The organism is Phocaeicola dorei, from assembly GCF_013009555.1.
In the GTDB taxonomy this organism is placed as follows: domain Bacteria; phylum Bacteroidota; class Bacteroidia; order Bacteroidales; family Bacteroidaceae; genus Phocaeicola; species Phocaeicola dorei.
On sequence record NZ_CP046176.1, the window covers coordinates 328,130 to 350,285 of the forward strand.

The 22,156-nt window shown below is 40.0% G+C and carries 21 protein-coding genes, 1 tRNA gene and 1 pseudogene; 16 read left to right on the top strand and 7 right to left on the bottom strand.

The features are described 5' to 3' along the window. The first annotated feature begins 14 nt into the window (after positions 1 to 14). Entirely contained in the window at positions 15 to 1,706 is a 1,692-nt protein-coding gene (locus tag GKD17_RS01255) for a Na/Pi cotransporter family protein (protein WP_007834785.1), read from the top strand. 143 nt (positions 1,707 to 1,849) lie between these two features. After that, a complete protein-coding gene (locus GKD17_RS01260) occupies positions 1,850 to 3,541 on the top strand; it encodes a Na/Pi cotransporter family protein (protein WP_007834786.1) in 1,692 nt (563 codons plus the stop codon). A 63-nt stretch (positions 3,542 to 3,604) separates the two neighbouring features. Here GKD17_RS01260 and GKD17_RS23840 read toward each other — a convergent pair. The 3 genes and pseudogenes from GKD17_RS23840 to GKD17_RS01275 form a co-directional block, all read right to left on the bottom strand. Further along, positions 3,605 to 4,825: pseudogene (locus tag GKD17_RS23840) on the bottom strand (IS256 family transposase). Positions 4,826 to 4,938: 113 nt separating this feature from the next. Next, positions 4,939 to 5,805, bottom strand: coding sequence for an FKBP-type peptidyl-prolyl cis-trans isomerase (locus GKD17_RS01270; protein ID WP_007834791.1), 867 nt, complete (start codon positions 5,803 to 5,805; stop codon positions 4,939 to 4,941). Positions 5,806 to 5,826: 21 nt separating this feature from the next. Then, positions 5,827 to 6,411, bottom strand: coding sequence for an FKBP-type peptidyl-prolyl cis-trans isomerase (locus tag GKD17_RS01275; RefSeq protein ID WP_005845388.1), 585 nt, complete (start codon positions 6,409 to 6,411; stop codon positions 5,827 to 5,829). Between the two features lie 127 nt (positions 6,412 to 6,538). Between GKD17_RS01275 and GKD17_RS01280 the strand changes: the two genes are divergently transcribed. Together GKD17_RS01280 and rd are read left to right on the top strand one after the other, a co-directional pair. After that, entirely contained in the window at positions 6,539 to 7,237 is a 699-nt protein-coding gene (locus GKD17_RS01280) for an SIR2 family NAD-dependent protein deacylase (protein WP_007842034.1), read from the top strand. A gap of 74 nt (positions 7,238 to 7,311) precedes the next feature. After that, positions 7,312 to 7,476, top strand: a complete 165-nt coding sequence (gene rd / locus GKD17_RS01285) for a rubredoxin (protein WP_005845392.1) — start codon at positions 7,312 to 7,314, stop codon at positions 7,474 to 7,476. A gap of 182 nt (positions 7,477 to 7,658) precedes the next feature. Here rd and pnp read toward each other — a convergent pair whose 3' ends face one another. Further along, positions 7,659 to 9,794, bottom strand: coding sequence for a polyribonucleotide nucleotidyltransferase (gene pnp, locus GKD17_RS01290; RefSeq protein ID WP_032936087.1), 2,136 nt, complete (start codon positions 9,792 to 9,794; stop codon positions 7,659 to 7,661). A gap of 215 nt (positions 9,795 to 10,009) precedes the next feature. Between pnp and GKD17_RS01295 the strand changes: the two genes are divergently transcribed. From GKD17_RS01295 to GKD17_RS01305, 3 genes are all read left to right on the top strand, one after another. After that, positions 10,010 to 11,158 (top strand): thioredoxin-like domain-containing protein, encoded by a 1,149-nt coding sequence (locus GKD17_RS01295; protein WP_008655597.1) that lies wholly within the window; start codon positions 10,010 to 10,012, stop codon positions 11,156 to 11,158. A 200-nt stretch (positions 11,159 to 11,358) separates the two neighbouring features. Further along, positions 11,359 to 11,823: a transcription elongation factor GreA gene (gene greA, locus GKD17_RS01300; protein ID WP_007834796.1), complete on the top strand. Its 465-nt coding sequence runs from the start codon at positions 11,359 to 11,361 to the stop codon at positions 11,821 to 11,823. Between the two features lie 52 nt (positions 11,824 to 11,875). Beyond that, entirely contained in the window at positions 11,876 to 12,283 is a 408-nt protein-coding gene (locus GKD17_RS01305) for an HIT family protein (RefSeq protein ID WP_007834797.1), read from the top strand. An 88-nt stretch (positions 12,284 to 12,371) separates the two neighbouring features. Here GKD17_RS01305 and GKD17_RS01310 read toward each other — a convergent pair whose 3' ends face one another. Then, entirely contained in the window at positions 12,372 to 13,415 is a 1,044-nt protein-coding gene (locus GKD17_RS01310; RefSeq protein WP_007842037.1) for a mannose-1-phosphate guanylyltransferase, read from the bottom strand. Between the two features lie 184 nt (positions 13,416 to 13,599). On the opposite strand from GKD17_RS01310, the gene GKD17_RS01315 reads away from it, so the two are divergent. From GKD17_RS01315 to GKD17_RS01355, 9 genes are all read left to right on the top strand, one after another. Beyond that, a tRNA-Leu gene (locus GKD17_RS01315) sits at positions 13,600 to 13,683 on the top strand. A 239-nt stretch (positions 13,684 to 13,922) separates the two neighbouring features. Next, entirely contained in the window at positions 13,923 to 14,831 is a 909-nt protein-coding gene (locus GKD17_RS01320; RefSeq protein WP_005782044.1) for a hypothetical protein, read from the top strand. A gap of 125 nt (positions 14,832 to 14,956) precedes the next feature. Beyond that, positions 14,957 to 15,244 (top strand): helix-turn-helix domain-containing protein, encoded by a 288-nt coding sequence (locus GKD17_RS01325; protein WP_005633171.1) that lies wholly within the window; start codon positions 14,957 to 14,959, stop codon positions 15,242 to 15,244. A gap of 5 nt (positions 15,245 to 15,249) precedes the next feature. After that, the gene (locus GKD17_RS01330) at positions 15,250 to 16,323 is read left to right on the top strand and encodes an AAA family ATPase (protein ID WP_032936089.1); all 1,074 of its coding nucleotides are present in this window, start codon (positions 15,250 to 15,252) and stop codon (positions 16,321 to 16,323) included. A gap of 163 nt (positions 16,324 to 16,486) precedes the next feature. Next, on the top strand, positions 16,487 to 17,452 hold the full coding sequence (locus GKD17_RS01335; RefSeq protein ID WP_007834807.1) for a toprim domain-containing protein: 966 nt from the start codon (positions 16,487 to 16,489) through the stop codon (positions 17,450 to 17,452). 147 nt (positions 17,453 to 17,599) lie between these two features. Next, positions 17,600 to 17,983, top strand: coding sequence for a MobC family plasmid mobilization relaxosome protein (locus GKD17_RS01340; protein ID WP_004310825.1), 384 nt, complete (start codon positions 17,600 to 17,602; stop codon positions 17,981 to 17,983). Beyond that, positions 17,949 to 18,875, top strand: coding sequence for a relaxase/mobilization nuclease domain-containing protein (locus GKD17_RS01345; RefSeq protein WP_007834811.1), 927 nt, complete (start codon positions 17,949 to 17,951; stop codon positions 18,873 to 18,875). The genes GKD17_RS01340 and GKD17_RS01345 overlap by 35 nt, the downstream gene beginning before the upstream one ends. 4 nt (positions 18,876 to 18,879) lie before the next feature. Next, entirely contained in the window at positions 18,880 to 19,602 is a 723-nt protein-coding gene (locus GKD17_RS01350) for a hypothetical protein (RefSeq protein WP_007834813.1), read from the top strand. 175 nt (positions 19,603 to 19,777) lie between these two features. Further along, positions 19,778 to 21,601: a WG repeat-containing protein gene (locus tag GKD17_RS01355; RefSeq protein WP_032936092.1), complete on the top strand. Its 1,824-nt coding sequence runs from the start codon at positions 19,778 to 19,780 to the stop codon at positions 21,599 to 21,601. A gap of 40 nt (positions 21,602 to 21,641) precedes the next feature. On the opposite strand, the gene GKD17_RS01360 is transcribed toward GKD17_RS01355, so the two are convergent. Then, positions 21,642 to 21,860 carry a hypothetical protein gene (locus tag GKD17_RS01360; protein ID WP_007834817.1) on the bottom strand — a complete coding sequence of 73 codons (219 nt, stop codon included), beginning with the start codon at positions 21,858 to 21,860 and terminating at the stop codon, positions 21,642 to 21,644. A 106-nt stretch (positions 21,861 to 21,966) separates the two neighbouring features. Further along, complete coding sequence (locus tag GKD17_RS01365) at positions 21,967 to 22,140, bottom strand: hypothetical protein (protein ID WP_007834819.1); 174 nt, start codon at positions 22,138 to 22,140, stop codon at positions 21,967 to 21,969. Positions 22,141 to 22,156: the final 16 nt, after the last annotated feature.

Genomic DNA, 22,156 nt, shown 5'->3' on the forward strand with positions numbered 1-22,156 from the left:
CAAATTAATTAAAGATGGAGTATTCTTTTTATGATTTCTTAAAGCTGCTAGGTTCACTGGCGCTATTCCTTTATGGAATGAAAATCATGAGTGAGGGGCTGCAAAAGTTTGCTGGTGACAGACTGCGTAAAATCCTCACAGCGATGACCACCAACCGGGTAACCGGAGTGTTAACCGGTGTTCTTATCACTGCGTTAATTCAATCCTCTTCTGCTACTACTGTTATGGTAGTAAGTTTTGTTAATGCCGGACTCCTTACGCTTTCACAATCAATTGGGGTCATTATGGGGGCGAATATCGGTACCACTGTTACTGCATGGATTATATCTGCATTGGGGTTCAAAGTAGATATTGCTGCTATGGCGCTTCCGTTATTGGCTGTTGGCGTACCTTTATTATTTTCAGGAAAGAGTAACCGTAAATCCATTGGAGAATTTATATTCGGTTTCTCTTTTTTGTTTATGGGCCTCTCTCTCTTGAAGACGAATGCTCCTGACTTAAGTAGAAACCCCGAAATGTTGTCTTTTGTTCAGAACTATACCGATATGGGATTTGGTTCTGTTATCTTATTTGTTGTCATCGGTACAGTTCTGACTATGATTGTACAGGCATCGGCGGCAACGATGGCTATTACTTTAATTATGTGTGCCAATGGTTGGATTAGTTTTGAGTTGGGGGCTGCATTGGTGCTTGGCGAGAATATTGGTACTACCATAACAGCCAACCTTGCTGCACTGACTGCTAATACGCAGGCTAGGAGGGCTGCGCTGGCTCATTTGGTGTTTAATGTTTTTGGGGTTATTTGGGTATTATGTCTTTTCAAGCCTGTAACTATGGGGGTTTCATGGTTTGTAGAAGATATAATGAAAACAGCAGATCCGGCTGTTGCCGTATCTTTTAAACTGTCTGCTTTTCATACTACTTTTAATATATGCAATGTGTTGATTCTTATTTGGTTTGTTAAGTTGATAGAGAAAACAGTCTGTAAAATCATTCCTCAGAGAGAGCAGGATGAAGAATATCGTTTGCGCTTTATTACAGGTGGTATGCTTTCTACTGCGGAGCTTTCTATATTGCAGGCACGCAAGGAAATCAATCTCTTTGCAGAGCGTACTCATCGTATGTTTGGCATGGTGCGGGATCTGCTTCATACCACAAATGACAATGACTTTAACAAATTGTTCAGCCGTATTGAGAAATATGAGAATATAAGTGATAATATGGAGGTGGAGATTGCTAATTATCTGAATCAGGTATCCGACGGGCGTTTGAGTTCTGAGAGTAAGTTGCAGATTCGTGCTATGCTTCGTGAGGTGACTGAAATAGAGAGTATTGGTGACAGCTGTTATAATTTGGCACGTACAATTAATCGTAAGCATCGGAGTGATATGGATTTCACTCCGAAACAGTATGATCATATTCATCAGATGTTCCAGTTGACAGATGATGCTTTGTCCCAAATGGTTTCGTTGGTGGAAGATGAACATCATGTGGTGGATGTGAATAAATCGTTTAATATAGAGAATGAAATAAATAACTATCGTAATCAGCTAAAGAATCAAAATGTACTGGATGTGAATAATAAGGAGTATGATTATCAGATGGGTGTACACTATATGGATATCATTGGAGAATGTGAAAAACTGGGCGATTATGTAGTTAATGTGGTGGAAGCCAGTAGCAATGTGAAGGAAAAGAAATCCTAACCTGAAATGGCTATGGTGAACAGAACAATGATATAGATGCAGAGGTGCAAGGTTTAACTCATGACGGATTAAATACTTTGTACCTCTGTGTCTTTTTTAATAAAGTGTAATAAAGAAGAGGGTATAAATAAAAGAGAATCTACATGTCAATATTTGTTTTTTTGAAACTGATAGGCTCACTGGCACTTCTGATGTATGGGATGAAAACCATGAGTGAGGCCTTGCAAAAACTGACAGGCGGACATTTGCGTCATATTCTGGGGGCAATGACCACGAACCGTTTTACCGGGCTGTTAACTGGTACATTTGTGACAGCTTCTGTACAGTCTTCTACTGCGACAACGGTAATGACAGTTAGTTTCGTAAATGCGGGATTGCTGACTTTGGGGCAGGCTATTTCTGTAATTATGGGAGCTAACATTGGTACTACGGTGACCGCTTGGATTATGTCTATTTTCGGTTTCCAGATCGATATGAATAATCTTATTTTTCCTCTCTTTGCATTGGCTGTTCCTTTAATCTTTTCTAATAAAAGTCAGAAAAAATCTTTTGGGGAATTTATTTTTGGATTTTCGTTCATGTTTTTGGGATTGACTACGTTACGTGAGAATGCCATGCATATGGATTTGGAGCATAATGCAGCTATCATCAGTTTTATTACCTCTTGCAAGGAATGGGGATTTTTTTCCATTTTATCATTCTTGTTGATAGGTGGAATAATAACAATGTGCGCACAGTCTTCTGCTGCGGTTATGGCCATTACATTGATTCTTTGTTCCAGTGGTGTGCTTGATTTGTATTTGGGCATTGCACTGGTGATGGGCGAGAATATTGGTACTACTGTAACTTCTAATATTGCAGCTTTGACGGCGAATACGCAAGCAAGGCGGGCGGCGTTGGCTCATTTTATTTTTAATATATTTGGGGTGGTATGGATTTTATGTATTTTCCATCCGTTTGTAGATATGGTGAGTGGAATGATTAACCGCTTATTTCCAGGAGTATCGCCTGAAGTGGCAATTACTTATAAACTTTCGGCTTTCCACACAGCTTTTAATATCTGTAATGTGTTGATATTGATTTGGTTTATTGGACCGATTGAAAAGGTGGTCTGTTGGGTAATCAGACCAAAAGAGGATGAGGAGGAATTCCGTTTGCGTTTTATCTCTGGTGGTATGTTATCTACTGCTGAATTGTCTATTGTCCAGGCAAGGAAAGAAATTAATTTGTTTGCTGAGCGTACTCGCCGTATGTTTGGTATGGTGCGTGATCTATTGCATACTACGAATGAGAATGATTTCAACAAATTATTTAGCCGGATAGAGAAATATGAAAATATCAGTGATAATATGGAGCTGGAGATAGCCAATTATCTGAATGAAGTTTCTGAAGGGCGGCTGAGTTCAGAAAGTAAATTGAAAATACGTACCATGTTGCGTGAAGTGACTGAGTTGGAAAGTATTGGTGACAGCTGTTATCATTTGGCGCGTACTATCAATCATAAATTCAGAGGGAATGAAGATTTTACGGAAAAACAATATGACCATATTCATCAGATGCTTCAATTGACGGATAATGCACTACAACAAATGGTATCTTTGGAAGAAGACGAATATTATTTGGTTGATCCTAACAAATCATTTAATATAGAGAATGAGATAAACAATTACCGTAACCAGTTGAAGGATCAGAATGTATTGGATGTGAATAATAAGGAATATAATTATCAGATGGGGGTTCATTATATGGATATTATCAGTGAATGCGAAAAATTAGGCGATTATGTAGTTAATGTTGTTGAGGCGCGTACAGATATAAAGGAAAAGAAAATTTGATTTGTAAATCGTGGTAGTATCCATATTTTGTGTAAATAGAAACGGGATTCAGTTATAAGTCTCTTATATCTGAATCCCGTTTTCAAAAATAAGCATAAATTGGTTCATAATCAATCCCCAGTTAGTAATCGGCATTGTCCATTTCTTCTCAATCTCCATCAGAGCGAGGTATACCATTTTCTTCACCGCATCATCCGACGGGAATGAAAGTTTTGATTTAGTGTACTTTCTGATTTTTCCATTCAGATTTTCAATGAGGTTTGTAGTGTAGATTATTTTCCTGATTTCCAATGGGAACTGGAAGAAAACAGTCAGGTCATCCCAGTTATTCCTCCATGAGAGGATGGCATAAGGGTACTTCCCTCCCCATTTCTTTTCCAAATTATCCAGTTCCACGGCAGCAGCCTCCTGTTGGGCGCGTTATAGATGCTCTTCATATCGGCTGTAAACTCTTTCTTGTCCTTGTAAACGACATATTTACAGGAGTTCCTGATCTGATATACAACACGTATTTGCGTGGAAGACAGAGGAAATACGGCACGTATGATGTCGGTAAACCCGTTCAGGTTGTCAGTGCAGGTAATCAGTATGTCCTGCACTCCGCGGGCCTTCAAATCTGTCAGGACACCCATCCAAAATGAAGAACTTTCTGATTTTCCCACCCACATGCCAAGGACTTCTTTCAAGCCGTTCTGTTTCAAACCGACACAGAGATAGACAGTCTTGTTGATGATTTTTCCGTTGTCACGAACCTTGAATACAATACCATCCATCCAAACGATGAGATAGACCGGATCCAAAGGGCGGTTCTGTTATTCCTGAGCAGCCCTGGTTGACTTTGTTCGTGATGATGGAAATGGCTGATGTGGACAGTTCTATTTCATAGATTTCACGCATTTCCTCTTCAATGTCGGACACGCTCATTCTTTTGGCATATAGGGAGATAACAAGTTTTTCTATGGAAAACCCACGACCCTCGTGTTTGGGAACAACTATGGACTCGAATTCACCGTTACGGTCATGGAGAATAGGTATGATCGCTTCACCGTGTTCAGTTTGGATTTTCTTGGGGTAGCTGCCGTTACGGGAATTACCGCTGTTATGACCGGAAACCGAATTTTTCTCATAACCCAGATGCGCATCCATCTCACCTTCAAGCATTTTCTCCAATACCTGCGCGTGTAGTTGTTTCAGAAACTTGCTGACATCAGCTTCTGTCTTGAACTGGTTAAGGAACTTCTTACTTAATACCTCATCAGGCACTGCATGATTCTTCTCTTTCATAATCTTCTTCATTTTGCAAAGCTATTAAATAAAAAATACGGAACCCAATACTGAATCCCGTATTTTACATTTACACAAAATATTTTATAGTGCCTAAATCGTATTAAATGAGGTTATTTTTCGATGCCAACTAGTTCTACTTCGAAAATCAAAGTAGAGAAAGGTTTAATCTGACCGGCTTCACGTGCACCATAAGCTAGCTCTTGAGGGATGTAAAGTTCCCATTTAGATCCTACTGGCATCATTGTTAGCGCTTCAGTCCATCCTTTGATTACCTGATTAGCACGGAAAGTAGTCGGTTCTTTACGATCATATGAACTGTCGAACTGAGTTCCATCAATCAAAGTACCTTTATAGTTTACTTTTACTTTAGAAGAATCGGTAGGAATAGCGCCGTTACCTTCTTTAATTATCTTATATTGTAAGCCGCTTGATGTAGTTTTAACACCCTCTTTCTTTGCATTTTCAGCTAGGAATTTTTCACCGGCAGCTTTATTTTCAGCGAACTGGGCTTCAGTAGCTTTTGCTTTGATTGCTTCTGCCTTAGACTGAACGTAAGCGTTGGCTTCTTCCATAGTAACATTCATGCCTTTTTTCTGCAAAGCAGCCATGAAACCTGCCAGAAAGTTTTCTTTACTTAAACTTTGAGTAGAGTCATTTCCGAAAATACGTTGGCTCATCATATCGAACATACGTCCACCAACTTGTTGACCAATCTGAAGACCTGCCATATAAGCAACGTCTTTAGGGCTAGTCTTGCTGGTACCTTCTTTAACACCTCTGATGAAGTCGGACATATAGGCTGTATCAACGCCTAGTTGTTGGCTCATATACATATCCAGACCTTGCGTGTTGGTGATACCCATCATGTAAGAAAGTGAGTCTACGTCATTCTTCATGTTTGCTTTCGGTGCTTGGGCTGTACAAGAAGCCAAGCTGGCTGCAGCAGCGATTGCTACAAAAAAACTAATTTTTTTCATTTGCCTTAAATGCTTTAATAATTATAATACTTCGATTAATTCTACTTCAAAAATCAATGTGCTGTGAGGAGGAATCATTTCTCCTGCTTGTTGTGCTCCATAGGCTAGTTCTGAAGGAATGAAAAGTTTCCATTTAGCACCTTCAGTCATCAGTTGGAGTGCTTCCACCCATCCTTTGATTACTTGGTTCACACCAAAGATAGCCGGCTCGCCGCGTTTGATAGAGCTGTCAAACAAAGTCCCATCAATCAAGGTACCTTCATAATGGCATTTTACACGGTCGGTTGCACTCGGTTTTTTTCCGTTACCTTCTGTAATCACTTCGTACTGTAAGCCACTGGGAAGTGTCACGACTCCCGGTCTTTTTGCGTTTTCCTCCAAAAATGATTTTCCCTTTTCAATATTCTCTGCATTCAATTTGGTTTCCAGCTCTTCAAAGTACTTGTTTACGATTTCACGTGCTTCGTTGTGGCTGATAGCCGTTTCTTTTCTATCTAATACGTCTTTGATTGCTTGAGCAAAGTCTTCAACATTAATACTTTGAGCACCCATGCTCAATAAATTCTGGCCAATACCAAGGCCGATGGCGTAACTGAATTTATCCATAACTATTTATTTTATAAGATGTTTTATACAAAACGCACAAAGGTAGGTGTTTTATTTGAATGAATCTGTTTTTAACAATTTAATTTTTCTTATTTTTGTGTGTTTAGTTAAAAGAGGAGGACTAGAAATGAAGAATTTAGTAGTTTTAACAGGTGCTGGAATGAGTGCTGAAAGCGGTATCAGTACATTTCGTGATGCAGGTGGTTTATGGGATCAGTATCCGGTGGAGCAAGTGGCTACTCCAGAAGGGTATGCGGCAAACCCTAAATTGGTGATTGATTTTTATAATGAGCGTCGTAAACAGTTGTTTGCTGTAAAGCCTAACCAGGGGCATGAACTGGTCTCTGAGATGGAAAAATTCTTTAATGTGACTGTAATTACTCAAAATATTGATAATTTGCATGAGCGTGCTGGAAGTTCGCATATTATTCATTTACATGGCGAACTGACCAAAGTGACATCTAGTTGGGAACCTAATAATCCAGCTTATATTAAAGAATTAAAGCCGGAAGAATATGAGATACATTTGGGAGACTTGGCCGGAGACGGTTCTCAGTTTCGTCCATTCATTGTATGGTTTGGTGAATCTGTTCCTATGATTGAAACTGCAATTGAATATGCTGAAACAGCTGATATCTTTTTAATTATAGGAACTTCGCTTAATGTATATCCCGCTGCCGGTTTGTTGAATTATGTGCCTGCCAACACTCCTGTTTATTTAATAGATCCTAAGCAGGTGCCCATTGCATCGGGGCGTAAAGTGCATGTAATTCAGAAAGGTGCGTCCGAAGGAATGGAAGAGTTAAAAAAAATATTAGTGAGATAGTTTGCAAGTAAACAATTTCATTGTATATTTGTTATGTATTTAAAGAACATTTAAAACATAAAACAGAGACAATTATGAAAAAGTACGTTTGCACAGTATGTGGTTGGGTTTATGACCCGGCAGAAGGAGATCCTGAAGGTGGAATAGCTCCGGGAACAGCATTTGAAGATATTCCAGATGATTGGGTTTGCCCTCTTTGCGGAGTAGGTAAAGATGATTTCGAAGTTCAAGAAGATTGATCCCATCTTATAACCGGATATCATATAAAGCGGAGGAGTTTCTTCTGTATGATATATCAGATAGCGCGATTAATTATTTAGTTGCGCTATTTATTTTACATTATTATAAATGGTTAATCTTTTAAAAAAAGAGCGTAACCTATAACAGGTTGCGCTCTTTATGGTATAAATAAAGAATGTTCTTATTTCTTTTCTTGTTTTTCAGGACGAGGCAGTAATACTTTGTGAGAGAGTTTAAATTTACCTGTTTTGGGGTCAATATCAAGTAATTTCACTTCTATTTCGTCCCCTTCTTTTAAACCGGCCTCTTCTATTGTTTCAAGACGTTTCCAGTCAATTTCAGAGATATGCAACAATCCGTCTTTTCCAGGCAAGAATTCTACGAACACACCATATGGCATTACTGAACGGACTTTACCTACATAGACTTCACCGACTTCGGGAACAGCAACGATACCCTTGATAATGCGCATAGCATCGTCAATACATTTCTTGTTTGTTCCCGCAATTTCAATACGGCCTACCCCATCAGTTTCTTCAATCGTGATGGTTGCTCCAGTCTCTTCCTGCATACCTTGGATAATCTTTCCGCCCGGACCGATGATAGCCCCAATGAACTCTTTAGGAATAGTCATCGTTTCAATACGAGGAGCATGCGGTTTCAAATCTTTACGAGGCTCGGCGATACATTCGGTTAACTTGTTAAGAATATGTTCGCGGCCTTCTTTTGCTTGCAGTAACGCTTTTTCCAAGATTTCGAATGACAGGCCATCTACCTTGATGTCCATCTGTGTAGCAGTGATACCATCACGAGTACCTGTAACCTTAAAGTCCATATCACCCAAGTGATCCTCATCGCCAAGAATATCAGATAATACGGCATATTTTTCTTCACCTGCATTCTTAATCAAGCCCATGGCAATACCTGAAACTGGTTTTTTCATGGCAACACCGGCATCCATTAATGCAAGGGTTCCTGCACAGACAGTAGCCATTGAAGAAGAACCATTTGATTCCATGATATCAGATACTACACGTACTGTGTACGGGTATCCTGTAGGAATTTGTCCTTTTAAAGCACGCCATGCCAAGTGCCCGTGCCCGATTTCACGACGACCTACACCACGTTGTGCTTTTGCTTCACCAGTAGAATAAGGAGGGAAGTTGTAGTGTAACAAGAATCGTTCTCTGTGTTGATCCAGAACATCGTCTACAATTTTCTCATCTAGTTTGGTACCTAATGTGACAGAAGTTAAAGACTGAGTTTCACCACGGGTGAAGATGGCAGAACCATGAGGACCGGGCAGATAACCTACTTCGCACCAGATAGGGCGAATTTCAGTCGTCTTACGTCCGTCCAGACGCTTGCCTTCATCAAGAATACAACGACGCATAGCTTCCTTTTCCACATCGTGGTAGTAACGGTCGATTAATGTACCTTTTTCTTCCAGTTCTTCTTCTGTATATTGAGTTTTGAATTCATCGCGGATGGCGTCAAAAGCATCCTGACGTTCATGCTTGTTTCTGTTTCCTGAAGCAGCGATGGCGTATGCTTTATCGTAACAAGTTTCGCGTACAGCTTTGCGCAAATCTTCATCGTTTTCTTCGTGGCAATATTCACGTTTTACTGTAGAACCGACCTCTTCCATCAGCTCCATCTGCGCTTTGCAATGAACTTTGATTGCTTCGTGAGCAGCCTTCATAGCAGCCAGTAAGTCTTGTTCGCTGACTTCCTGCATTTCGCCTTCTACCATCATGATGTTGTCATATGTGGCAGCAACCATCAGATCCATATCAGCTTTCCCAAGTTGTTCGAAAGTGGGGTTGATAACGAACTGACCATCGATACGTGCTACACGTACTTCAGAAATCGGTCCGCCGAAAGGAATGTCGGAAACGGCTAATGCTGCTGAAGCGGCCAATCCTGCCAATGCATCAGGCATATCTATTCCATCAGCTGAGAAAAGAACAATGTTTACGTAAACCTCTGCATGGAAATTATCGGGAAATAAAGGACGCAATGCGCGGTCTACCAGTCGGCAAGTCAGGATTTCATAATCCGAAGCTTTGCCTTCTCTTTTGGTAAAGCCACCGGGAAAACGTCCGAATGCTGAATATTTTTCTTTGTACTCTACCTGGAGGGGCATAAAATCTGTACCGGGAACTGCATCTTTTGCTGCACAAACAGTAGCTAGCAACATGGTGTTACCCATGCGGAGCATTACAGAACCGTCTGCCTGTTTTGCCAGCTTTCCCGTTTCGAGTGTGATGGTTCTACCATCAGGAAGCTCGATCGTCTTAACAATAGGATTGATCATAAAAAATGTTTTAATATATTTTTCGTCTAAAATTCGTGCAAAGATAGGCATTTATTCTTCTAATTTGGTGAGAATGAGATAAAAAGTTACTATGATTACTGTTTTTTTTCATTTTAATGTGTAAGAAGGTGGATAAATGCTTTGACAAACCACGAAAAGACGTATCTTTGCATTCAAAATTATTAAGAGAACACACATTTATATTAATTTTAGCGATGAAAAAGAATGTATATTTTTTGCTCGCACTTCTGTTGATAGGGTTGAGCGCCTGCGACAATGAACCGAAGTTCAAAGTTCAAGGTGAAATTAATGGTGCTGAAGATAAGATGCTTTATTTGGAAGCGTCGGGATTGGATGGCATAGTAGCGCTTGATTCGACAAAATTGGGCAGTAGCGGAAGTTTTAGTTTTGCGCAGAAGCGTCCGGAATCTCCTGAATTCTATCGTTTGCGTTTGGATAATAAAGTGATAAACTTTGCTGTAGACTCTACGGAAACTGTATCAGTTAAGGCTGAGATAAATGATTTTGCGACTGCCTATCGTATTGAAGGTTCGGAAAACAATTTGAAAATTAAGGAATTGGTGTTGCTACAAGCTGATTTGCAGAAGAATGTGGACAAACTCGGCCAGAATCGTAATATCCCTGCGGGTATCGCACAAGACAGTCTTTTGGCTATGGTAAACAATTACAAGAATAAAGTGAAACGAGAATATATCTTTGCGGCTCCAAATATGCCATACGCTTATTTCGCTTTATTCCAGTCGTTGAATGGGTATATGATTTTTGATCCTTTGACAAATAAGGAGGATGTGAAGTGTTTCGCTGCGGTGGCTACGAGTCTGAATAATGCTTATCCACATGCAGACCGTTCACGTAACCTGTATAATATGGTTATAAAAGGAATGAAGAATACCCGTACTCCCCGTCAGCAAACCATGGAAATCCCTGAAGATAAAATCAAAGAAGCTAGCATTATTGATATTCAGCTGAAGGATTTGAAAGGCAATACACGCAGTCTGACCGATTTGAAGGGTAAAGTGGTGCTGATCGATTTTACTGTATATAACAATGCAATGTCTGCTGCGCATAATTTGGCGTTACGTGAACTTTATAATAAGTATGCTTCTCAAGGGTTCGAGATTTACCAGATTTCACTGGATGGTGATGAACACTTTTGGAAAACATCTGCAGATAATCTGCCTTGGGTCTGTGTACGTGATGCTAATGGTGTTTATTCTTCATACATTTCATTATATAACGTAACTAATCTGCCTTCGATATTTTTGGTAAATCGTAATAATGAATTGAGTGCTCGTGGTGAGAATATTAAAGATTTGGATGAAGCCATTAAAAAACTCTTGTAAAAAGCTAATTATGAGTTGAATTTGTTTAAACATGTTACATAGCATCCTTATAAACTTGACTCGTATTAGATAAAAGTCTATCTTTGCAGTACTTGAAATACCAAAGAGGGTTCCGACATTTCCATGTCGGAATTCTTTTTGTTTTTATAGGTATAACTGGAACAATAAATAATTATATAATTTAAAAGGAGGAAAACATTATGGCTTATATGTCAGAAGAAGGTTACAAGCAACTGATTGAGGAACTGAAATATCTGGAATCAGTAGAACGTCCCAAAATTGTGTCGGCTATTGCCGAAGCGCGTGATAAGGGGGACTTGTCAGAAAATGCCGAATATGATGCTGCCAAAGAGGCGCAAGGTCTGTTGGAGATGAAGATCAGCCAGCTGAAATCAACTATTGGTGATGCTAAAATTATTGATACTTCAAAAATGAACGCAGATACAGTGCAAATTTTGACGAAAGTAGAATTGAAGAATGTCAAGACTGGAATGAAGATGGTTTATACTATCGTAGCCGAAAGCGAGGCGAATTTAAAATTGGGCAAGATTTCGGTAAATACTCCGATAGCACAGGGTTTGTTAGGAAAAAAAGTGGGTGATGTGGCTGAAATCACTATTCCGCAGGGTAAAATCAGCTTAGAAGTTGTGAATATTTCATTTTAATATTATAAGGCAGGTCCGCTATGCGGGGCTGCCTTATTTAATACTTATAGATATGGCAACAATATTTAGTAGAATTATTACAGGTGAGATTCCTAGCTACAAAGTGGCTGAAAATGATCAGTTCTATGCTTTTTTGGATATCAATCCGTTAACCAAAGGGCATACGTTGGTTGTTCCGAAATGTGAGGTGGACTATATCTTTGATTTGGAGGACAATGAACTGGCTGCTATGCATGTTTTTGCAAAGAGCGTGGCACTTGCCATTCAAAAAGTTTTTCCGTGTAAGAAAGTAGGTGAGGCGGTAATCGGATTAGAGGTCCCTCATGCACATATTCATCTGATTCCTATTCAGAAAGAGTCGGATATGATTTTTTCTAATCCGAAGTTGAAACTGACAAATGAAGAATTTGTGGAGGTGGCGACAGCAATCAATCAAGCCTGGGAAGGTGGTGACAAGTAATCTTTTTCTTTCTTAGTAAATATAAAGAGCGGGAAACGGATATTCTGTTTCCCGCTTTCCTTTATGATTAAACTCCGGTCACCTGTCTTTATACAAACTGATCTCCTAGCTTGATTTGTACGTCATTCACGAATTTTCGGATAGCGCTTTCGTCATCTTTTTTGCAAATGAGTAATACATTGTCTCTTGCGGCTACTAAATAACCTTCTAGATCCTGTATTACGGCTAATTTCCCTTCTGGCACTACTATTACATTATTATAGCTGTTATATAATAAGGAGTTTCCGTTTACTACAACGTTACCTTCTTGGTCCTTGGATGATATATCATACAGGGAGCCCCATGTACCTAAATCTGCCCATCCGAAGTCGCACAATTGGACGAAAACATTGTTGGCCTTCTCCATGATTCCATAGTCAATGGAGATATTGGGACAGGAAGCGAAATCTTCTTCTCCGTTAGTCAGTTTGGTACAAACTTCGGGCATAATCTCATTGAAGGCTTCTAAAATTGTATTGATATTCCATAAGAAGATCCCTGAGTTCCAATAGAATTCTCCACTTTCTACGAATACTTTGGCAAATTCCAGTTGGGGCTTTTCAATGAATGTTTTTACTTTAAAGAAGTCTCCTTGTTTTTCTTCCTCAATCTGAATATAGCCATAACCGGTTTCCGGTCTGTTAGGTTTGATGCCTAATGTTAGTAATTGAGGAGAGTTTGAAACAAATTCCAGTCCTTTCAAAATTGCAGCTTTAAATTCATCTTCTTTTAAAATCAGATGGTCGGACGGTGCGACAATGACATTGGCATTTGGATTGAATTTTTTTATGTGATAGGAAGCCCAAGCTATACATGGAGCAGTGCTTCTGCGAGTGGGTTCCAATAAAATTTGTGATTTGTCCAATTCTGGGAGTTGTTCTTGGACCAGTTCTTTATACAGCACGTTGGTTGTAATAAAGATGTTTTCTATAGGGACTATTTTTTTATAACGATCAAACGTTTGTTGTATTAGAGAACGTCCAGTCCCGAAGAAATCAAGGAATTGTTTAGGAAGGTTTTTGCGGCTATATGGCCAAAACCGACTACCTATACCTCCCCCCATGATGACACAATAATTATTGCTGTTTGTCATGATATAAAATCGTTTTAAAGTTTCCGCTAATATAGGGCTTATTTTTAGAAAACCATTGTCCGTTATCCCATAAATCGTAGTATATTTATCTTTTTTTGAAAAAAAGTGCCGAAAAGTTTGCAGATATGAAAAAAAGCAGTACCTTTGCAACCGCAATCGAGAAACAAATAAGGTTTTAAAAGATGCCCAGATGGCGGAATCGGTAGACGCGCTGGTCTCAAACACCAGTGGATTCACTTCCATCCCGGTTCGACCCCGGGTCTGGGTACTAATAAACCCTGATAATCGACTGATTATCAGGGTTTTTCCTTTCTGTAAGGCGTACTAAATGTGTACTGAGCGACAAAAACAAGAATAGAGTGTACTTTTGTGGTTTTCATCCTTTCATCTTTATGATTTCTTAACTCTTATGCATTCTTTTCTGTCTTATTATTGCTGATGTTTTCTCGGAAAATGCGATTTCCACCTTATATTTGTATCTGAGAACAAATTTATAAAGGTACAGTTATGGAAAATCATATAGAAACCAATTTCAGAGAGATACAGAAGATATTAGATAGTTGCGTATCGCATGGCTATAAAACTAAAGTAGATGCACTATTTTTAAAGCGTGAATATCTGACACAGGCTCAGCTAAAGGATTATTTGCGACAGGAAATTTTCCGTGTCACTGAAAATATAGTAGCCATTCAGCAAAAATACCGTGTCGTGCGTGATATTGTACAGGATATGGATGTTCCCGATTTTTTGTGGGAAAGCGGTTATTTTGAGGACTTGAACTCTGATGAGAGGAAAAAGTACATCGTTTTCCGCTGTTCTGATTTTGATATGGATGCATATTTGCATGAACCGTCTTGCTATGATGAACGGCTTCCCTATTTTTCCATCATCGTTAGCCTTGTGGTACTTTCCAAGTATTTGTACTTTCTGCAAGAGCAGGAGAGCAAATACTATACAGATTCTGTTGCCACTAAAGAACAAGTCTTGCCAAAAGAAAAAGATGAAAGTGTAGAAACCACTCCAGCCAAGATTGTGGGTAAAAGCAATCCCTTCAAATCCACTTTGAAAGCCAATGAAATCAAACTTCTGACTGAATGTGTGAACGAAGCGAATATGTTTACTACTACTGTCAGCACCAAAATACTTACCGATTTTTTCAACTGTAAGTTGGACGGTGTATTGAAAGTTAATAATACCCGTCTGTTGGCTTATCTAATGATGCAACTCAGCTGTTATAACTACATCGTTTATGAGTGGCAGTCAGTTATAGCAAACAACAAGTTGATATTGAAGAAGATAAAAGGAGAACCGCTTACACGTACTGACTTGTCGAGTGCGACAGACCAGGCGAAGAACATTTATCCGAAAGGATATGAAATCATAGACAAATACATCAAACAACTGCAAAAAGGTTGAGCATAGATTGAACGCTCAAACAAAGGTCAATTAGACTTCATTTTCAACCTCTTAACTTTGCCCCCGTTAACACAAAAGACGAGGGTGCGCACCTTCATATTGTTTCACCTAAATTCCCAAACGATATGGAAAAAGACTTGGAGTTAAGAGTTTCCGAACTCGAAAAGATGTTGTTCCTTTCAAAGAATGTGCTTAGCTTCGATGAAGCGAGCAGGTTCTTGAACCTTTCTAAAAGTTACCTGTACAAGCTGACTTCGGGTAACTTGATACCCCATTACAAGCCGCAGGGCAAAATGCTTTATTTTGAAAAAGCTGAACTGGAAGCATGGTTGCGTCAGAACCCGGTGAAGACGCAGGCGCAGATAGAGCAGGAAGCGCAGAAGTATATCCTTAACCGTCCTCTAAAGAAATAATGGCTATGGAAAACAAGAAGAAAGAGGAAATCGGACAAGGCACAGCCATGACGAAAGAAGATTTTGCAGCCCTTTGGAAAACCATTCGTCTAAAGGTGACGGACACTTATGAAATACCGCCCGAAATTCTTTGGGTGAACGGTTCTACTATCGGCACATTGGGCAATTTCAGCGCATCCACAGGCAAAGCCAAGAGCAAAAAGACATTCAACATTTCCGCCATTGTTGCGGCTGCATTGAAGAATGACGAGGTTCTGAAGTATTCGGCATATCTGCCACCGAACAAGCGCAAAATTCTCTATGTTGATACCGAGCAGAGCAAGTACCATTGTCATAAGGTCATGGAACGTATTTTGCGCCTTGCCGGACTGCCGACCGATAAGGATGTGGACGATTTTGTTTTCATTGTGTTAAGAGAACATACCCCCGACAAGCGTAAGCAGATAATTGGCTATATGTTGGAGAATATGCCCGATGTGGGGTTGCTCATTATTGACGGAATCCGTGATTTGATGTACGACATCAACAGTCCGAGCGAATCGACCGACCTAATCAACCTTTTGATGCGCTGGTCAAGTGGGTATAACCTGCATATCCACACCGTACTGCATTTGAACAAGGGGGATGATAACACAAGAGGACATATTGGTACAGAGCTGAACAACAAGGCTGAAACCGTCCTGCAAATCACGAAAAGCACGCAGGACGGCAATATAAGCGAAGTAAAGGCGATGCATATACGTGACCGTGAGTTTGACCCGTTCGCATTTCGCATCAATGACAACGCTTTGCCCGAAGTCATGGACGGTTATGTATTCCAGCAACCCAAACAAGACAGGAACTTTCCGCTTACAGAGCTGACGGAACAGCAGCACCGGGAAGCATTGGAGAACGGTTTTGGCAAGCAGGTTGTACAAGGCTATTCCAATGTGATAGCGGCATTGAAACAAGGTTACGCAAGTATAGGTTACGAGCGTGGACGCAATGTCCTTGTGTCGCTTAACAAGTTCCTTGTGAACAAGCGCATGATTGTGAAAGAGGGTAAGGGCTATCGCTACAATCCCGATTTTCATTATTAAAAGTCGGTTTGGTTTAGTCCGGGTGTATATATAAGCGGAACGGACTGTCTGTTTCCCGGTATCGACAGCAGGCAGGTTTAGTATGGTACGGGTATATATATGACGGACTAAACAGGACTGGCGCACTTTTCAACGATTTTTTAATCCCCAAAAAGAAAATATTATGAACATCGAAGATGTGAAACAAATACCCATCGCAGATTATCTGCATAGTTTAGGTTATTCGCCCGTCAAGCGGCAGGGTAACGGTTTATGGTACAAATCACCGTTAAGGGAGGAACACGAACCGTCTTTCAAGGTGAACACTGACCGCAACCTTTGGTATGACTTTGGCGCAGGCAAGGGCGGCAACATCATCGCATTGGCAAAGGAACTCTATTGTTCCGACAGCCTGCCATACCTTTTAAACCGGATAGCGGAACAGACACCGCACGTCCGCCCGGTCAGTTTTTCTTTTCCCCAGCGTAGGACAGAACCGAGTTTCCAACATTTGGAAGTCTGTGGCTTGACCCATCCGGCATTGCTCCGTTACTTGCAGGGACGGGGTATCAATGTCGAACTGGCAAAAAGAGAATGTAAGGAACTTCATTTCACCCATAACGGCAGACCGTTCTTTGCTATCGGTTTCCCGAATATGGCAGGAGGTTACGAGGTTCGCAATTCCTTTTTTAAGGGCTGCATCGCCCCGAAAGACATCACCCATATACGGCAGCAGGGAGAGCCGAGAGAGAAGTGTTTGGTATTCGAGGGTTTTATGGACTATCTTTCTTTCCTCACGCTCCGGATGAAGAACTGTCCGACCATGCCCGACCTTGACAGGCAGGATTATGTTATACTCAACTCTACTGTCAATGTGCCGAAAGCCATTGGCGTGCTGTACCCGTATGAACGCATCCACTGTATGCTTGACAATGACAAGTCAGGATATGAAGCGACACGGGCTATCGAATTGGAATACTCCTACCGTGTGCGTGACTTCTCGGACAATTACAGGGGGTATTCGGACTTGAACGATTACCTGTGCGGCAGGAAGCAGGAACAGAAGAACAGTACCAGCCAAGCGCAGGCGATAAAGCAGGAAACCGGACAACGTGCCGCCCCAAGACAAAAGAGAGGCAGGGGTATTTAGTCCGGTAGGATTACCAGCGGCAGGCGGTTTAACTTGGAGAGCAAGGTTATGTTTCGGTAGACCGAAACTACCTTGCTTTGCTTGACAGCAAAGAAAATTTCTCCCGTTGGTCGCAATTTTTAAGATACCATTTAAATGTAAAAAACCATGACGAATATAAAGGATAAGCCGGGGGGACGTCCGGCAAAAAAACGGATAGAGAAGCAGCAACGGGTAGTCAGCACGAAGCTGACCGAGTTGCAGTATTACGCCATCAGGAAGCGAGCCGGGGAAGCCGGGTTGCGTGTCAGTGAGTATGTCCGGCAGGCGGTTGTTTCGGCGGAGGTCATACCCCGGCTGAACAGGCAGGATGCGGACACCATCCGCAAGCTGGCAGGGGAAGCCAACAACATCAACCAACTGGCGCACCGGGCGAATGCTGGAGGTTTCGCACTGGTGGCGGTGGAATTGGTGAAACTCAAAAACAGAATTGTCGAAATTATAAACCAGTTGTCGGATGATTGGAAAAATAAAAAAGGGAAGCGGGTTTAAGGGCTGCGTGAACTATGTGCTGGGCAAGGAACAGGCGGCTTTGCTCTATGCGGACGGGGTACTGACAGAAAGCCGGGGAGATATAATCCGCAGCTTCTGTATGCAGACCGGGATGAATCCCGACTTGAAAAAGCCAGTCGGACATATTGCGCTAAGCTATTCGGCAGTGGATGCGCCCAAATTGTCAGACGAGAAAATGATACAGCTTGCGCAGGAATATATGCGTGAAATGAAAATCACCGATACGCAGTATATCATCGTACGCCATCAAGACCGGGAGCATCCACACGTGCATATCGTGTTCAACCGCATAGACAATAACGGCAAGACCATTTCGGACAAGAACGATATGTACCGTAACGAGCAGGTATGCAAGAAGCTGAAAACCAAGCACGGGCTTTATTTCGCTGGTGGAAAAGAACAGGTAAAGCAGCACCGCTTGAAAGAACCGGACAAATCGAAATACGAGATTTACAACGCTGTAAAGAATGAAATCGGGAAGTCCAAGAACTGGCAGCAGTTACAGGAGCGGTTAGCGGAAAAGGGTATCACTATCCGGTTCAAGTATAAGGGGCAGACAAGCGAGATACAAGGCGTTTCCTTTTCCAAAGGCGAATACACGTTCAAGGGTTCGGAGATAGACCGCAATTTCACTTTCTCCAAACTGGATAAATGTTTTGGGGATGTAGGGCAAACGACAGCCGGAAGCAATAAGCAAACGGTTACTGCACCTATTCAGAAATCAGTACCAGCACCCGACAAAGCGGATAATTCATTTATTACAGGTGTAGGCGGTCTGTTTTCCGGCTTGTCAGCCCCAGTTGATGAAATGCCTGATGATTCCTTTTTGAGAAAGAAGAAGAAAAAGAAGAAAAAACAACTAAAATTATAAGCATATGGAGAATAATTTGATTTTGGAGGGACTTCTCTCTATGGTTACAGAACTGAAAGAGAAGCAGGAACAGCAGATAACGCCAGCTAGTCGGGAAGAAACGATGAAACGGTTTGATGCAATAGAGCAGTGTCTTTTGGAATTGCGGAACAATCCGACTATTCCCGGAAACGAACTACAAGCCATTTCAACCCTGCTTGCTGCTATAAGGAAAGGGGAACAGGAACAACGGAAATCCCTTGAATACGTCAAAAAATATGTGACGGCTTCTTATGCTTGCCTAAAATCTTTGATGGATGCGTTGGCTGCTTACGGTACACGGAAAGATGAAGAAACAAAACCTGTTTCTTGGCAGGATAAAATCCTCAATCGGGTAACTTCCTACCTGCAGCCCAAGTTCTTTCTTCTTTTGGCAGGAGTAATCATTTGCCTTGTATCGCTGGCGTTGAACATCCGTTTTGCGGAACGTATGCAGAAACTACAGGACAACGATATAAAGTATCGTTATCTCTTGATGAAAGGAAAGGCTGAGGGAAGCGACATTAATTTGCTGGAGGTGAATTTCAACCGGGAACGAGATAACGCTTTTATCCAAAGTCTGACTGATTCGGTGGTTGGTTTTGAATATCGCAGTAAGAAGCAAGCAGAAGCGTTGGAACGAGTAAGGCTTTTGAATGAACAAGCTGAACAGCTAAGGAAGAAAGCAGATAAGTTAGGAAATCCATAAAGAATAGAGAGCCAGAGCAAATGATACTCATTGTTTTGGCTCGTTTATCATAATCTAACAGCTTATTAAATTGGGTATTAAATAAATAGAGTGTTTTTAGGAAGATTTTAATGGATTGATGAGCTCAATTGCAAACTCTTTGTTACTTTTGTTAAATGATAAAATGAGAATAGCTATGGATAAGCCTTTGTTTGTTGAATGTCATAACGCATTAGAATATAATTATCTATTTAAGGATGTTGATAATATGAATTTTTACTCAGCCAAGATGGATGAAAATGAGTATATAGTGGTAGATGATTATGATTGTGATAATTATGATATTTGGTCTGAGGTGCAAATTGTTCTTTTGGAGAATGATAGATTGCTTTGTAGACATAAAGGAAAATATGGTGTAGTAAATTCAGAAGGTTGGGATATTATTCCTTTTGTTTATGATAAATTTGAGAAAAGAGCGGAAACTAATGGAAATATGTATGATGTTTTATTGGGTAATAGGTGGGGAGTTATTGATTCATCGGGAAAGGAGTTTTTCCGGATAAAATATAGTAACCCTATTCCAATATTAGAGTTTCCAAGAAGAGTTTCTGATGATATGTTGTGTAGGAGGACTATACTTGTAGAAGATGCTGATACTCACCGTAAGGGATTGGTGGATTTTGATGGACGGGAAATCATCCCTACAATATATTCTAAAATAGAACGGAGTGGGAATTGGGACTATGTTTATGTGAATTTTGGAGCTATGGAGGAAACTGATCCTGATTGTACGTGGAATGGAGTATGGGGATGCTGCAATTGGCAAGGTAAAGAGATTATTCCCGTAAAGTATCATGCTATCCATTATATTAATGAGTATTTTATAGCTGGAGACGATGAATATGAATGTGGTGGCGTGTTCGTGGATAGATATTATGGAACATATGATTTATACGATTTAGAAGGTACTATGGTCATAGGTGGATTTAACAATTGTCAAATTGGAACTAATTATTTTATTCTTAATTTTGGGATAGTTGTTAAATCTTATTGGAAAACAACTTATTGGGGAAATACTGAAATTGAATGTGGTGACGAATTAGTAAAAGAGTTAAATTGTGATAAAATGTATTCTATTATTGTTGATAAAGATTTGAAATCATTTATTCCTAGGCATTTAATAAATGAAGCTCGTGAAGAAATAGAATATGAATTTGATTTTTTATGTAACAATCTACCTGTGGGTGAAGGTCTGCTTATAGGGGAATCTCCCAAATTGTGCAAAGGAAAAAGATATAGTGAAGATGATAAGATAATAAAGGGGATTAGTGTCTGTTCGGCTTCTTCTATAAATGACACCGTTGTAATGTACAGTATAAGTAATAAAAATGTAATGAATGATGGCTCAATAGGGGGATTGAAAGGAATTGTTTTTTGCAATGAGCGAATGGTTATTGCTCCAACATATATAGATGTAAAATCAATAAATAGTGAGTTGCTTTTTATTCAAAATGAAAGAGGCTTAGTTGGTATAAGAAATGTTACAAAAGAATTGCTGGAACCACAATTTAGTTTGATAATTAATCCGTATAATAATATAGCTATAGGATTTAAAATTAAATATGTAGAAGAAGATGATATATATCAATGCCAATGCTGTTTGTTGAAATTTAACAAAGATGCTATTTGTCAAGAGGATGTGGTGAAAATAACTGGGTCTCAGTTGTATGAATTGTTATGTCCAACTTTTGAATCATTAGATGGTTGGGAAACTCTTGTGACAAGCGAGGAACATAAAATATTGATAGCACAGTATTGGAAGCACATTTCTCATGATAACAATGATACTAATCGTTTTTGGTATCCATATTATAAAGATTTTAAATATCTTTGGGAGGATGAACATTATGAAGAAGTAAGAGAGGGTATGTCCGATGATTCGGCAGATTCATACGATTGGAGGTATTATAATGATGGCTTGGATATGGATCAGCAAGATGAACGTTTCTGGAATTTTTAAAAATACTGATTTACCTTATACTAAAAATATTTTATATTTATCAAGTAGTGGTTGGCATTCCATTCTTGGATGTATATTGAAGTTTGTTTTGGATAAAATCTTGCAATATTTCTATAGCATATTTTTGAGACTGCTCTTTATTGAAGCTAGGATTTTCAATATATATGATAGAGCAAGAAGGCTCAATTTTTTCTGCAAATTCATATTTATGATTCCTTTTTTCTACCACAGACCATGAAGGAAATGCTTCAATTTGCATAGGATTGAATGTTTGGATAGCTGGCTTGGCAGTACATTTAGTTCATACCTTTGTCTATATATCCAAAATGGACTAAACCTATTTCTATTGACAGTGATATATATGCTTACGAAGAGAAACTGATTTCTGCTTTTCTTTTTGCCAGTGTACTTTTGATGATAAAGTGTATGCTATGCTTAGTCGTTTGAGGGGAATGTGCCAGTTTTGACACATTCCCCTCAAAAATAGATTGTTCCAAGTTGTTTCCCGTCACTAATGCATGGTCTTTCAAAAATAACATTGAAGTTATTATTCCC